This window comes from Streptococcus sp. NSJ-72 (assembly GCF_014334035.1).
Lineage (GTDB): Bacteria > Bacillota > Bacilli > Lactobacillales > Streptococcaceae > Streptococcus > Streptococcus constellatus.
This window is the reverse complement of record NZ_CP060489.1, coordinates 196,747-211,317: the sequence shown is the minus strand read 5'-3', so window position 1 is coordinate 211,317 and position 14,571 is coordinate 196,747. Positions and strand designations below refer to the sequence as shown.

At 40.2% G+C, this 14,571-nt stretch carries 13 protein-coding genes; 5 read left to right on the top strand and 8 right to left on the bottom strand.

The features are described 5' to 3' along the window. Positions 1–29 precede the first annotated feature (29 nt). Together H8787_RS01120 and H8787_RS01115 are read right to left on the bottom strand one after the other, a co-directional pair. On the bottom strand, positions 30–770 hold the full coding sequence (locus H8787_RS01120) for a DUF6261 family protein (protein WP_187328050.1): 741 nt from the start codon (positions 768–770) through the stop codon (positions 30–32). Between the two features lie 353 nt (positions 771–1,123). Then, entirely contained in the window at positions 1,124–1,981 is an 858-nt protein-coding gene (locus tag H8787_RS01115; protein ID WP_187328049.1) for a helix-turn-helix domain-containing protein, read from the bottom strand. A 303-nt stretch (positions 1,982–2,284) separates the two neighbouring features. On the opposite strand from H8787_RS01115, the gene H8787_RS01110 reads away from it, so the two are divergent. Beyond that, complete coding sequence (locus tag H8787_RS01110; protein WP_187328048.1) at positions 2,285–2,962, top strand: hypothetical protein; 678 nt, start codon at positions 2,285–2,287, stop codon at positions 2,960–2,962. Positions 2,963–3,142: 180 nt separating this feature from the next. Beyond that, complete coding sequence (locus H8787_RS01105; RefSeq protein WP_003070926.1) at positions 3,143–3,556, top strand: hypothetical protein; 414 nt, start codon at positions 3,143–3,145, stop codon at positions 3,554–3,556. Between the two features lie 99 nt (positions 3,557–3,655). On the opposite strand, the gene trxA is transcribed toward H8787_RS01105, so the two are convergent. From trxA to H8787_RS01080, 5 genes are all read right to left on the bottom strand, one after another. Continuing rightward, positions 3,656–3,970 (bottom strand): thioredoxin, encoded by a 315-nt coding sequence (gene trxA, locus H8787_RS01100; RefSeq protein WP_049476324.1) that lies wholly within the window; start codon positions 3,968–3,970, stop codon positions 3,656–3,658. Between the two features lie 195 nt (positions 3,971–4,165). Then, on the bottom strand, positions 4,166–5,584 hold the full coding sequence (locus H8787_RS01095) for a C69 family dipeptidase (RefSeq protein ID WP_187328047.1): 1,419 nt from the start codon (positions 5,582–5,584) through the stop codon (positions 4,166–4,168). Positions 5,585–5,652: 68 nt separating this feature from the next. Then, positions 5,653–7,983, bottom strand: coding sequence for an endonuclease MutS2 (locus H8787_RS01090; RefSeq protein ID WP_187328046.1), 2,331 nt, complete (start codon positions 7,981–7,983; stop codon positions 5,653–5,655). A 59-nt stretch (positions 7,984–8,042) separates the two neighbouring features. After that, the gene (locus H8787_RS01085) at positions 8,043–8,591 is read right to left on the bottom strand and encodes a CvpA family protein (protein WP_003070931.1); all 549 of its coding nucleotides are present in this window, start codon (positions 8,589–8,591) and stop codon (positions 8,043–8,045) included. Next, on the bottom strand, positions 8,588–8,893 hold the full coding sequence (locus tag H8787_RS01080; protein WP_003070932.1) for a hypothetical protein: 306 nt from the start codon (positions 8,891–8,893) through the stop codon (positions 8,588–8,590). Before H8787_RS01080 ends, H8787_RS01085 begins: the two co-directional genes overlap by 4 nt. A gap of 85 nt (positions 8,894–8,978) precedes the next feature. On the opposite strand from H8787_RS01080, the gene rnhC reads away from it, so the two are divergent. The 3 genes from rnhC (at position 8,979) to H8787_RS01065 (ending at position 13,070) form a co-directional block, all read left to right on the top strand. Further along, positions 8,979–9,869 (top strand): ribonuclease HIII, encoded by an 891-nt coding sequence (gene rnhC / locus H8787_RS01075; RefSeq protein ID WP_039677444.1) that lies wholly within the window; start codon positions 8,979–8,981, stop codon positions 9,867–9,869. A gap of 3 nt (positions 9,870–9,872) precedes the next feature. Further along, on the top strand, positions 9,873–10,487 hold the full coding sequence (lepB, locus tag H8787_RS01070) for a signal peptidase I (RefSeq protein ID WP_187328045.1): 615 nt from the start codon (positions 9,873–9,875) through the stop codon (positions 10,485–10,487). 228 nt (positions 10,488–10,715) lie between these two features. Next, positions 10,716–13,070 carry an ATP-dependent RecD-like DNA helicase gene (locus H8787_RS01065; protein WP_187328044.1) on the top strand — a complete coding sequence of 785 codons (2,355 nt, stop codon included), beginning with the start codon at positions 10,716–10,718 and terminating at the stop codon, positions 13,068–13,070. A gap of 281 nt (positions 13,071–13,351) precedes the next feature. Here H8787_RS01065 and dinB read toward each other — a convergent pair whose 3' ends face one another. After that, positions 13,352–14,419: a DNA polymerase IV gene (dinB, locus tag H8787_RS01060; RefSeq protein ID WP_187328043.1), complete on the bottom strand. Its 1,068-nt coding sequence runs from the start codon at positions 14,417–14,419 to the stop codon at positions 13,352–13,354. Positions 14,420–14,571 lie beyond the last annotated feature (152 nt).

The window sequence follows — 14,571 nt, the reverse complement described above, 5'->3', positions numbered from 1 at the left end:
GTTGGGAAGATCCCAACCTCATTTTTTAATTAGTTCACTTCTACTTTAGGCACTTTCCCCTTGCGGCGGGCAAGAATATCCGCATAGTATTTGCGGCTGTTGTTGAGTACGGAAAGGACATTTTGGTAAAACTCATCTGATTTGACCTGACTTAAAATTTCGACATAGTCCGCCAACTGTTGGTAAGGTGTCGCCACTTCTTTGCGCAATTGTTTAACATCATAGCTCACTTTTTGTAACTTCTCTTGTGAGCGGGAGGCAAAGAGTTGCTCAAAAGCGGCGTGGCTCTCCGTCAGATTGTCAACAAATTTCCCAATCGCCAAAGTCCCCACCTGCTCCTTATAGGGGGCTGTTTTGAGTTTTTCCAGCAAGCTGTCAATGAGGGCTGTTTCTTCCTCGTAGTGCTTGGTGTGTGCACCCTTGTACTGCTCAAAGAGGCGTTTCAAACTTTCATACGCTGACTTTTCCTCTTCACGCTTGGCTGCCCGATAAGGCTTAATCGCATCACGAAGAGCTTGCAAATCCGCGTCACGCAACTCGTCAGCCGCGCTAATAGACGCTGACTTTTCGATCGCCCGAATCTGACCCAGCGAAGCCTGATAAGCTGGCAGAGCCACTTTTAGCTTCTTTACCAAAGCAGCTAACACTTCTTCATTTTTGAAGTCTAACCCTTCTTTTTCCACATCATCTAAAAATCGAGTGATGAACTGAACAAACTCGGCTGAGCGGAGATTACTAATTTTAAGTCCAATGAGCTTTTCTTGCTTCATACATTCCTTCTTTCCTTTTTTATTTGTCACTTAAAGTGACCGTCTCAATGACTTCTCCTTTTTCCATCAGCGCGGCGGATGACCTCAACTACTTTTCGTTTGCTTCGTCCGCTCGGCGGAAAGTTTCTCTTCCTTTTGGTTTACTCCGTCCGCCCGGCGGACAGCATGAATCAAAAGAAATTTATCTCGTCCGCCGGGCAGACGGTCTGAACTACAAGCCGTTTGCCTTGTCAGCCGCGCGGACGAAGTGAAATTGTCTCGTTTCACCTCATCAGTCAACAAAATTCAGAAAAATCATCTCATTTAGTATAACATGAATGGGAAATTATAGGAAATTTTCTGAAAAAGAATGATTAAAAATCCGAACGATGGAAATGACGAACTTCTTCTGTAAGGATACGATGAAATTCTAATTCCCCTGTTAATTCTAATAACTGTAGCCCTTGAGTAATTAACTGTTCGTCATGCCTACAGATACCCAACCGAACCTGCGAGAAGCCCAACTGATCATAACGTTTCAACTTCCTAGCCAACTCAAATGCACGATTTGTAATACGACAACAATCATTAAAATAATTATTCCACAAATACATACCTGCCAGGTTTGTTAAAAGCGAAAAGCTATGGTTTTCCATATCTTTGTAATGTTTATATTTATCTAAACTATATAAAATTTTATCTGTTATATTTTTAAGTGATTCTATCGGGAAATAAAATAGTATTGTTGAAAGAATCCTTAACTCACTTTCATACCATGTATCTCGTCCTTCAATTTCTTTCCATAAAATCTCTGCTAATTGTTGTGCATGCTCATTTTTATTCCCCTGTCTTATTTCAATAATGATTTTTAAAATCATTTGAATGTTTTCTATAGCTAAATCATCGTTAGTAACAGTATTTAGATATTCTTCACACATTTCACCTAATTTTTTTAATTTCTTAGTATTATAAAATGATAAATAATTCGTTACATCATGAATAATTCTTTGTCTCAAATTGCTGTAATTTATCTCATAAAGATAATTAAACTCTTCAAACGTCATATCAATCTTCCGCAGTAAATGATCCATCGTCTGATAACTAGTCATACTTTGACCACTTTCAAATTTAGAAAGATTTGATCGTGACATCCAATCTCCACAAACTTCTTTTTGGGTAAATCCCTTAGATGTACGAATTTGTTTATATACTTTACCAATATCTTGATACATAGCTTTACCTCTTTGAAATATTTTAGGTGAAAAAATAAGACATTTTGAAAACGTTGCCTATTTTTATTGTATCATAATAGGCGAAAGGAGGGAATAACCATAAAACATAAAATCATAAAAACTTTATTTCGCTTATCTCTGCTTGTAATAATTCTTTCAATTATACCTGAAGGATGGTGGGGATTTTGATTTTATAAACAACAAGGGGGTGATTATCATGCGCTAGGTCGTTTATTTATTAGATTTTTATTGTTATAGTCAATTTTTGCAATTTAAATATTCAAATAGAAAGAAGGGATTTTTATGGATAAAAAATATTTTCGTTTTATAACAAAGACTGTATTAGCATTCTCGCTTATCGGAGTCAGCGCTCTTTCATCTAATGTTTTTGCTGCGGAAAAACCAGCAAATCCACTTCCAAGTAAACCACTTAGCAATGACCCATATGAAGGGTTAAAAGATAATCAAGTTGTAATTGCTTGCCCAGAAGGTGGATTTATCGTAAAAAAAGACGGTAGTTCTAATTTCTCTAAAGAGCACGTAGAAGAAAACGATGGTGTTTTAATGACTGTTAAAGAATTAAAACAGCAAAACAAAAAAGATCCTACTGTAAGTGGAGATAAGTTATTTAATAACGGTATTACTCTTTTTAGAGGACCGTCTCCATACGGAGTATCTGTTCGCTATTTAGCAAATGGGGAAGCTTATCGTTCTGAACCATTTAGCGGATCTGGGTGGCGATTCTCTGGTTACCGTTTTTATCCAGCTAGCGGAACAGGAGGCTACCTTGCATGGACTAGTTCTGGAGATGACGGACGTGTAGGAGATTTAGGACAAGCTATTAGTACTTATAAAGGTTCCCTAGCAGGAACTGCTCTCTATGCTCGCGAAGGACGTAAATATATTTGGAGTCAAAATGGTATGCTCTATTATACTTTCAACCCTGTTTCCGGAACACGTTATGTAGTAGAAAATTGGTAAAATAATATACTGGATTTTCTACATTTTCAAATCTTAGCCATCTTGAAGTCCTTATTCTTTTACTGTATAATATAAGTGAGAAGACGTCATCACTTTATTTTATGGAAATGGGGTGATACCAATGGGCTAAGGAATTTCATCATACACAATTATAAACATAAGATTCACGAGGTACCTATCATGAAAATCAAAACAAAAATCACTTTATCAACAGTGAGTGCTTTGACACTCGGTATTCTTTGCTATAGCGTAGCTTTCCCTGCTGCTGCAAATGACCAAGTTAAAACGGTGCCAACAAAAGAAAATTATACGGTTCAAAAATTCGTTGAACAATATAAACATGCACCGCAAGAACAAATCGATCAATTCTTTGCAGGGGTGAATGACAACGACAAAATCATTGCCGAAGAAGTCCCTGGCGATGAAGAAGGAACGACTGGTGTTGCTTTCTCTTATTCTAAAGGAAACATCTCTTCTAAAGTAGGTAAAACTGTTGACGCAAATGGAAAAGTTTCTGAGCTTGACCTAAACAGTAAGGAAGCGACAACTTTCGGCCAGCTGAAAGAAGCTATCAAAAAAGTACGCAATCATTAATATCTCTGCCTTAGCAGAGAGGTAGAGGGGCAGTGCCCCTCTATTTTTATCACAAAAAGACAGCCTTACAAATTGTAAGGCTGTCTTTTGATAGGATCATTAGCTCAATTCCGCTACAATAGCTTTCAACTGATCTTTTGAATGAACACCAACCAGTTTTTTCACTACTTGCCCATCTTTTTTAAAGAGAAGTGTTGGAATAGACATAATCCCAAATTCAGCTGGTGTGGCTGGATTTGCATCCACATCCATTTTGAAAATCTTCAATTCATCTTCATGCACTTCTTCGGCTAATTTCTCTAAAATCGGTGTTTGCATGCGGCAAGGACCACACCATACTGCCGAAAAGTCAATGAGGACAAGTCCGTCTTTTGTTTTTTCTGCAAAATTTGCATCTGTAATTGCTGTTACCATATTATTCTCCTCTGACGATGACCGATGTCATCGCTCTATTTCATTTCTTGACAACATTCTACACTAAAAAGAGAAATTTGCAAAATATTTGCTACGGAGCAGATTAGCATTCAATAATTCCAGAAATAGTCTTTTATAAATCAGCAAGTACTTAAGATTAACATCTATTGTGACAGAATGTGTTACGGAGCAGAGTTAGTCACTCAAAGAAAAATGATTCGTCATCAAGTTGCTAGCGTCTAAGAGGATTTTATCTAGAAGTTGGTCAGTTGCTTCTTGTACTTTATCACTTATCGCCTGGTTTTCTGCTTCAAAGTCAACTGGATCGCCATTTGCCAAAGATCGGTCAACTCGACCAATCATTTCATGCCCCAGAGCCATGGTTGTTTCTTGGTAATCATCTAAATCTCCCAGATGACTAGAAAAATGAGCATCAGCCAAAGTAGCAATTAAGCGATTGGTCCAGTAGAAGGAATCCGTCGAAACCTTGTCCGTCGTGTTGGCAAAGTAGGCTGGTGTTGTAGAGACTTGGGTAAAGAAAGGCACCGCCGTATTGTAAGGCATAGAACCATAGGACAACCATTGAATGCCCGTTGTTTCTTGCGGTTTATTGGGTCTCAACTGCAAGATCGACGTTTGACTTGTACGGTTAATCCCAATCGTGCGGAAGGTCCGCTGACTGTGAGATGTACCTTCTAAGTCATAAGGATCATAAGGAGAGTCTTGGTAATGACCGCTGAGAACATACTTGACATCTTCAATCGTGATTTTACGGTATGATTTTTGGCACCAAGGAAGGAAAAAGGAGCGTGGGTCTTGCTCAATTTCCGGATTGAGAAAACGCTGAATATCCCAAGCCCGCGGTGTATTGTAATGGCGATCCTTGTCCTTCTGGCTACCAAAAGCATAGCGCGGATTGAAGCCCTCATTCGAGTAATTAAGATTGAGATGATTTTCCTCGATAAAACTTTTAAGATTTGGATGGCAGAGGAAATGCTCTGGGTTATCAAATTCAAAATAATCAAGGCCTAGCTGGTTTGGATTGGTCACATAGGCATCGTCAGGCACGCGTCGTGCCATCCAGTGATGTCCGCCGATTGTCTCCAGCCACCAGATTTCGTCCACATCAGAAAAAGCAATCCCATTTGACTCATAGGTGCCGTATTCTTCAAGAATCTTTCCTAAGCGCAGCACGCCCTCACGCGCCGTTTTGATATAAGGCAACACCAAGGTCAGCATATCTTCTTCTCCGATACCAGTCGCTACCAAAGGATCGGCCCCCAATACTCGACTATTCGTGGTAATCGTCTCTGTCTCGCTCATGGCTACATTGTAAACATTGATGCCTGCTTCGCCCCAAATCCCGTCCTTAGGAATGGCGTCAGGTACTGCTGTATAGCGGACTGGATTGTCCGGTAAATCTATCTCAAAGGTTGACAGCACAGATTTGTAATGCCGCGGCTGATCTTCTGGGCTAACAACAATAAATTTCTTGGGCGTAAACACACCATTTTGTGAATCTTCTGTACGTGCAACGATAGTTGAACCATCATAACTCGCTTTTTTCCCAACTAAAATCGTCGTACAAGAATCTTGCATACCTTTTTGTCTCATAAATGTTTCCTCTCTTCTATCTTTCTTTTTTTATCCTGAACAGCCTTGCTTTGTTCATCAACTCTGCATTACTTAAACACCACAATCGTTGCTCCGCTGCCTCCGGCATTTTGCGGTGCATAGCCAAAACTCTTGACATGCTTGTTACGGCGGAGATATTTGGTGACGCCTTCGCGAATGACGCCTGTCCCAATTCCGTGGATAATGTCCACCTGTGCCATATTGTTGAGCAGGGCTTGGTCGATAAAGGTGTCCAGCTCTTGCATGGCTTCTTCATAACGTTTTCCTCGCAAATCCAGTCGGGCTCTTGGTCCGCTTGTGGTTGTTCGTTTCACCACATTGACCTGCTTGCGCTTAGGTTGTTCTTTTTCAGATTTGAGCAGATTAAACTCTGCTTCCTCCAAGGTCATTTTGATGAGCCCAACTTGTGCTTCCCAGCGGCCGTCCTTGAGCTGATTGACAAGTGTCCCTCTCTGACCGTAGCTAATCACCAGAATATCGTCTCCCACTTTTGGTTTCCGTGCTTTTTTGGCTTGTTTCAACACTTTATTCTGTGACAAATCCACCGTTTCAGGAGCCAATTTTTTCAGCTGGCTTTTGGCTTCGATAATTTCGTGCGGTTTGAGACTGGACTTAGCATGTAGATTTTTGAGAATCGTATCACTCTCGGTCAGCGCCACATCAATGATTTCCTGCGCTTCCAGCCTTGCCTTATTTAGCTCAGTTTCTTTTTCCAGATTGAACTCATTGTAGAGCTTTTTAAGAGCGCGGTTAAATTTGAGATTTTCTTGCTCCACCTCTCGGATATTATCCAACCGCTTGCGGCTTTCCAAGGTCTGCTCTTCCAAGCGCTCAATAACGCGATTAACATCGCTGTCCGTATCGGTCAATTCTTGAGCATCCTTGATCACTCTATCAGATAGACCTAAACGCCTTGCGATCTCAAAGGCATTGGAGCAGCCCGGCACTCCCTGCATAAAGCGATAAGTTGGTCTTAGACTTGCCGTATCAAACTCCATGCTAGCATTTTGTACGCCAGCCATTTCAATCCCATAGGCCTTAAGCTCCGGGTAATGAGTCGTTGCCATTGTCTTAACCTGCCGCAGCCGCAAGTCCTCAAGGATGGCCATTGCAAGAGCTGCTCCTTCCTGCGGATCAGTTCCAGCTCCCAGCTCGTCCAAAAGCACCAAAGAATTTTCGTCTGACTGCTCTAAAATGGCAACAATATTGGTCATGTGGCTAGAGAAAGTCGATAAGCTCTGCTCAATAGACTGCTCGTCTCCAATGTCCGCAAAGATTTGGTCAAAAATCCCCACTCGGCTCCCTTCATCTGCCAAAATAGGCAGGCCAGACTGTGCCATAAGCTGAGCCAAGCCTAGGGTTTTGAGCATAATGGTCTTCCCACCTGTATTAGGACCAGTAATGACGATTTCCGTTAAATCCGACGCAAAGTACAAATCATTAGCCACTGCATTTTCTATCAAGGGATGAGTAACATGGAGCAGGCGAATATCCTTACTATCAGACAGCATCGGCACCACCGCGCCTCTCTCCTGCATAAAACACACTTTTGCCCGAACTAGATCCAAATGCCCAATAATCCAAGCGTTATTAGCAATTTCAACAATATGAGGACGTATTCGATCGGACAACTCTTGCAAGATACGTAGAATCTCATGACGCTCGTCTGCCTGCGCATTGGTGATTTCTTCATTGAGGTTGACTACTGCCCTCGGCTCGATATATACTGTATTTCCACTAGCAGAAATATCATGTATCACGCCTGAAATCCGATTACGAAATGTATTCTTAACTGGCAAAACATTGCGACCATTTCGACTGGCTACTACTTGATCTACCAACATATCGCCCTTCGTTTTGAGAATATCTTGCAAAATATCTCTCACTTGAACTTCATTTTCTTGAATTTTCCGGCGAATGCGAGCTAAATTGTCACTCGCAAAGCTTTCGACAAATCCACCCTCATTGATGGCTTGCAGCAATCCTTGCAGGTTAGGAAAAGCCAGTAATTTTTCAAAAAGACGGTTCAAGCGTTGCAAATCAACATTTTCCAACTCATCATAGAAATCAGTCAATTCTTGCGTGACAGTTAAAACCCGCTTCAGAGCGAGAAATTCTTCAATGTTTAAGTCGCCTTCCAGCTCCAAACGCTTGGCCAGTCCAGTAATATCTTGAGTCGCAGCCAAGCTGAAATGCGGACGCTGCACAAAAATCTGCTGCATGTCCGTCATTTCTAAAAATGCTGTCTCCAACCGTTCCTGTTTATTAGATGGAAAAAGCTGTCCTAGCTCTAAACGGCCTTGTTCTGTCAGCAGATAGGGTTCAAAGAGTGCCTTGATTTTCCCAAATTCTAATGTTTCTAAAATTTTTCTATTCATATGCTTATCTTTCCCGATGAAAAAGAAACTCAGCTAGCACCACCAACTGAGTCTTTGTATTATCCAATGATTTTGGTCACCCAGAGTTGTTTTAACACTCCTGAAGTAATCGGTGTGTGACTAATAATAAAACGAGCTATACTACTTGTATTGAGATGATTTTGAACAACTGGCAAGGGAATCGTCGCCAAAACAGTTAGGAACATTTGAATCCCAAACAAGGTAACACAAAGAGCTAAAACACCACTAGCAACATTGTACCAACGCTCATTAGCTTTTTTATTTGGAACCAAGTGGATAAAAATTCCAATAAAACGAGCTACACTATACACAATCGTATAAATGACGAGATAAGCCAGACCAGCATAAAATACCTTGTCCAACTGGAACAATTGGCTACTTGGGAAAAAATACGTAAATGTCCCTTCCTGGGCACTCGCATAAGGTACTAAAAGATTGATTTGTTCACCTAAAGATTGGTATAGTAGCCCTGCGATAATAGCTGAAACGATCGCCGAAATAGTATAATAAGTTTGTAGTACAATTCCGCGCGAGTAGCCAATGTAAAAACTCCAAGCTAAAATCAGCAAAATCACTAACGAAATCATACAGTTTCCTCTTGTTCACTAACTTTTTGCTTGTTGGCTTCTAGCACTTTCTTGCGAAGTTCTTCCAGCTCTTGCTCCTTGTCATCAAACTCAATTTCACGTGACAATTGTGTCGCTAAGCTATTGACTGCCAGTAAAATAGCTAGTGTTTCATCATCAGCCATAGGCATCTTTTCTTTAATTGCGTGATATTTTTCTGTCGCAACCTTTTCGACCTCTTCCATGAATAAATTATCGTGTTCTGTTGTTAAGGTTACGCTTTTCTTTCCGAAAATAAATTTGTATCGATTTAAGTTTGCCATAAAATCACCTCAAAATATTATACCAAAAGGAAGCCATTTTGTCAGTTTTTAAAGAAATTTATCACTTTTATGGTACAATAACAATATGGAAAGTATTACCTTACAACCCAGTGAGAAACAAATTCAAGATTTTGTTGCCCAATACCAGGAACAGCTTGTTTCTAGTAAAAATCCTTATATTCGTTACCTTTTTAAGCTTGATAAGGCAACTGCCTCCATCTACACTTCAGGAAAAATCCTCTTCCAAGGAGAAAAAGCAGAGCAGGCAGCACAATTTTTTGGCTATCAGTCTTCCAGAGAAGAAACGACAGTTCCTCAGCAAAATTGTCCTCTTATCGGGACAGATGAAGTCGGCAACGGTTCTTATTTCGGCGGACTTGCTGTTGTAGCATCTTTTGTCACACCAGAACAGCATAATTTTCTACGAAAGCTGGGAGTTGATGACTCTAAAAGCCTGACAGACCAGAAAATCAGGCAAATCGTTCCTTTGTTAAAGGAAAAGATTCAGCACCAAGCTCTGTTACTGTCTCCAAAAAAATACAACCAAGTCATTGCTGCTGGCTATAATGCAGTCTCTGTCAAGGTTGCTCTCCACAATCAAGCTATTTATCTGTTACTACAAACAGGAGTACAGCCCCAAAAAATCGTTATTGATGCTTTCACCAGCGACAAAAATTATCAAAAATATCTCCAGCGAGAAAGCAATCATTTTCCAAACCCTATTACGTTAGAAGAAAAAGCCGAAGGCAAATACCTAGCGGTAGCAGTCAGTTCTATGATCGCACGCGACTTATTTTTAGAAAATCTTGAAAATTTAAGTCAAGAGCTCGGCTACGAATTACCTAGCGGAGCAGGAGTAAAGTCCGATAAAATCGCAAGTCAGCTTCTTCAAACCTACGGTATGAAGAGTTTGGAAGCAAGCGCAAAACTACATTTTAAAAATACTGAAAAAGCCAAAAAACTTCTAGAAAGGTAAGTTATGCAAGCAAAATCAACTACTTTTTCAAAATTTATGAAAGAATGGGGATTTTTTATCCTCTTTATGGCGATCCTATTCTTATCACGCGCCTTTTTTTGGGTTCCTGTCAAGGTAGATGGTCATTCAATGGATCCGACTTTAGCTAACGGAGAATATTTATTTGTGGTCAAACACCTCCCTGTCAATCGCTTTGATATTGTCGTTGCAAGCGAAAAAGACGAAGATGGAAAAACCAAGCAAATTGTCAAGCGTGTTATCGGTCTTCCCGGAGACACTATCCGTTATGAAAATGACCAACTTTATATAAATGGTAAAAAGACTAATGAACCCTACCTTAAAAACTATATAGCAAGATTCAAAGAAGATAAATTGCAGTCAATCTATTCTTATAATAGCTATTTCCAATCTTTAGCAGATAAAGCCAAGTCCTTTACGCAAGATGCCAATGGCAACACAAACTTCACCATTGAAGTTCCAAAAGGTGAATACCTGCTTCTAGGAGATGATCGTCTCGTTTCAAAAGATAGCCGTCAGGTAGGAACGTTTAAAGCTAGTCAACTTCAAGGTGAAGCAAAATTCCGCTTCTGGCCTTTGAATAGAATTGGCACTTTCTAGTCAAGGAATTTTACTTTGATTATTTGAGTCTGGAACATCCGTTTCCAGACTTTTACCATATCTTTTTGATGACAAATCATAACGGTTGGTTAATCATTCTAGCTCCTTGTCAGGCAAGAAAGGTGGATAAGCTAGTTGCTTATGTGAAGGCGGGACGACAAAAGTAACTTCTTACGCAATACTGACTTTTGTCCCATTCCCATTCTTTTAGTATTAAACAGGAAAATTATGGAATTTTACTTTTCAGGTACCATCGAACGTATTATCTTTGAAAATCCCAGCAGTTTTTTTCGGATTCTGTTGCTAAATATTGACGACACCGATGCGGATTTTGATGATTTTGAGATTATTGTCACCGGCACTATGGCAGATATTATAGAGGGGGAAGACTATACTTTCTGGGGAAATCTCGTGCAACACCCTAAATATGGTGAACAGCTCAAACTAATACGCTATGAGCGTGCTAAACCAACCAGCAAAGGCTTGGTCAAATATTTTTCAAGCGACCATTTTAAAGGAATCGGTGTAAAAACAGCACAAAAAATTGTGGATCTCTATGGCGATAACACGATTGATAAGGTCTTGGCAGAACCTGAAAAATTACATGATATTGTAGGCCTTTCTGCTAAAAATCGCGAAGCCTTTATTATGAAACTAAGACAGAACTACGGTACCGAGCGAGTCCTTGCAAAGCTATCTGAGTACGGCATTTCAAATAAACTTGCCTTTCAGATTCAAGATTTTTACAAAGAAGAGACTCTCGAAATTGTCGAACACTATCCTTATCAGTTAGTGGAAGATATTCAAGGAATAGGATTTAAAATTGCCGACCAACTGGCGCAAAGCTTAGGAATTGAAAGTACTGCTCCAGAGCGCTTCCGTGCAGGATTACTCCACACACTTCTAACCCAGTCCATGGAAAAAGGCGACACCTATCTTGAAGCAAAAGAGCTTCTGGAACATACGATTGAACTTCTGGAAAGCTCCCGACAGATCGAACTAGATCCAAATTCCGTTGCAGATGAGCTAGCTCATTTGATTGAAGAAGATAAAGTCCAAAATGTCGATACGAAGATTTTTGAAAACAGTCTCTTTTTTGCTGAAGAAGGAATCTGCAACAATCTCTTACGCATTCTGGAGAAGGAAAATCAAAATAAATATGAATCGGAAAAAATCGAAGCTGCTCTTACTCACATTGAGGAAGAATTTGCTATTTCCTATGATGCTATCCAGAAACAAGCCATTTGCAATGCTATCCAGCACAAAATTTTCATCTTAACAGGTGGTCCTGGAACTGGAAAAACGACCGTTATCAATGGAATTATTGCTGTCTACGCTCTGCTACATGGTCTGGATTTACACAAATCTCAAGATTTACCTATCCTTTTAGCCGCTCCAACTGGGCGCGCTGCTAGACGCATGAATGAATTAACAGGACTGCCAAGCGCGACGATTCATCGGCATTTAGGCATGACAGGAGACGATGACACCAGTCATTTAGACGATTATTTGGACGCAGATTTTATTATTGTGGACGAATTTTCAATGGTAGATACTTGGTTAGCCAATCAACTACTCAGCAATATCTCTTCCAATAGCAAGCTACTCATTGTCGGAGATGCCGACCAGCTACCCTCTGTCAGTCCTGGACAAGTGTTAGCAGATTTGCTGAAAATCCCCCTCCTTCCACAGACCAAATTAGAAAAAATTTACCGGCAGGGCGAAGCTTCCACGATTGTTACCTTAGCTAGTCAGATTCAAAAAGGTGTTTTACCGCCCGACTTTACTGAAAAAAAAGCAGATCGTTCTTATTTTGAAGCGCGTAGTGAACATATTCCGCAGATGATTGAACGTATTGTAGAAGCTGCTATCCGCAGTGGCATTCCAGCTCAAGGTGTGCAGGTGCTTGCTCCTATGTACCGTGGACAAGCCGGCATTGACCACATCAATAAACTCATGCAAGATCTGATTAATCCTGCCGAAAAAGAACAACTCGTCTTTGAAGCAACTGATGGTCAATATCGACAAGGCGATCGGGTTATTCATCTGGTCAACGATGCTGAAAGCAATGTGTTTAATGGTGATTTAGGCTATATCACCGATTTGCTACCAGCAAAATATACGGACTCTAAGCAGGACGAACTGACTATCAATTTCGACGGCAATGAGATTGTTTATCAACGCAGTGAATGGTACAAGATTCGTCTGGCATACGCTATGAGTATCCACAAATCTCAGGGCAGTGAATTTCCAGTCGTCATTTTACCGATTACGTCCAGCAGCCACCGCATGCTGCAACGCAATCTTATCTATACTGCTATCACCCGCGCCAAGAGCAAATTGATTCTTCTTGGGGAAAAGTCTGCCTTTGCTTTTGCTGTCCAAAATACTGGGACAACACGTAAAACCTACCTGAAAGAACGCTTTGAAGACTTTCTCAATGTAGAAAAAGTTATACACACTTCTGTGGATAATTTGGAAACAACTGTGGAAAACTATGTCTTGACTGAGGAAAATTTCTTGAAAATCAATCCCATGATTGGAATAACGGATGAAGATATTCAGAACATTTTTGGAGAATAATATAAAATAGGAGCGAGGCAGAACTAAAACTTGAAAATTTTTAATTCCTAACCTCACCCCCACAGAATTGCTCACCAACCCAAAAACTGTTGAGTTGGTGAATGACAAAAACGAAGCGTTCATCAAAAATCCTCTTCCGATCTAAAAAAGTGAATGAAGAAGGACTTCCTTCGCAAATCCTAACTTCAACCCCAAAGCATCACTTTGAGCCATTAGCTACTACACTCTTGATTTATTGCATCATATCTTTTGAGGCTGAAGACTTTCGTTTCAGCCTCATTTTACATTCCAAATCCAGTTACTGTCACACCCAAAAGGCGTACACCTCTTGCTTGCTCATCTAAGCTATCATAAATCTCATGTGCAATGCGCTCAATCTGCTCTGCATCTTGCGTCCTGGTCACTAAACTTTGCCTCTTTGTCAACGTCGAAAAATCTGCATAACGAATCTTCAGGACAATCGTCTTTCCAGACTTTTCATGTTTTTTTAAACTACGAGCAACCTTTTGCGATAAAAGTGTCAATTCCTTTTTTATGTCGTCTTCGTCATACAGTAATTTTCCGTAAGTCCTTTCCTTACCAATAGACTTACGAATACGATTGACTTTCACTGGTGAATTGCTGATGCCTCTTGCCTTGCGATAAAGGTCAAAACCAAACCGCCCAAACAAATCAATCAAGGTCATCTCAGAAATTTTCAACAAATCTTCCCCCGTATAAACACCCATATCATGCAGCTTTGCTACTGTCTTTTTCCCAACACCGTAAAATTTGGCAACATCCATTTGAGACAGAAAAGATTCTGCTTCTCCCGGCAAAACCACGGTCAGCCCGTGAGGCTTTTCATAGTCACTAGCCATTTTTGCCAAAAATTTGTTATAGGAAACACCCGCAGAACTTGTTAAATGAAGCTCTGTCCATATCTCGTGCTGGATTAACTTGGCTATCTTGACAGCAGATTTCATTCTCAGCTTATTTTTGGTCACATCTAGATAGGCTTCATCAATACTAATGGGCTCAATCACATCTGTATATCGCCTGAAAATTTCTCGAATTTGCTGGCTAACCGCCTGATATTTCTCATAATTTCCCGAAATGAAAATCGCTTGCGGACAACGTTCGTACGCTTCTTTGGAACTCATTGCTGAATGCACGCCGAACTTTCGCGCTTCATAATTACAAGTCGAGACAACGCCTCGTCCACCTGTCAAACGGGGATCAGCTCCAGTGATGACTGGTTTACCTTTTAGTGCTGGATTATCTCTTTCTTCTATAGCGGCAAAAAATGCATCCATATCAATGTGAATAATTTTCCGAGACATATCATTGATTAGAGGAAAGATTAACATCAACACAACTCCTTTTTTGCTTCTGTTCTTTCATTATACAATTTTTATATAATATTTGAAAATAGCTTGTGCTTTTTCAAATATATAATACAATTATTTCTTGTTTTTAAATCTGTATTATAAAAGAAAGTGCTTTTATAACTAGATTCTAT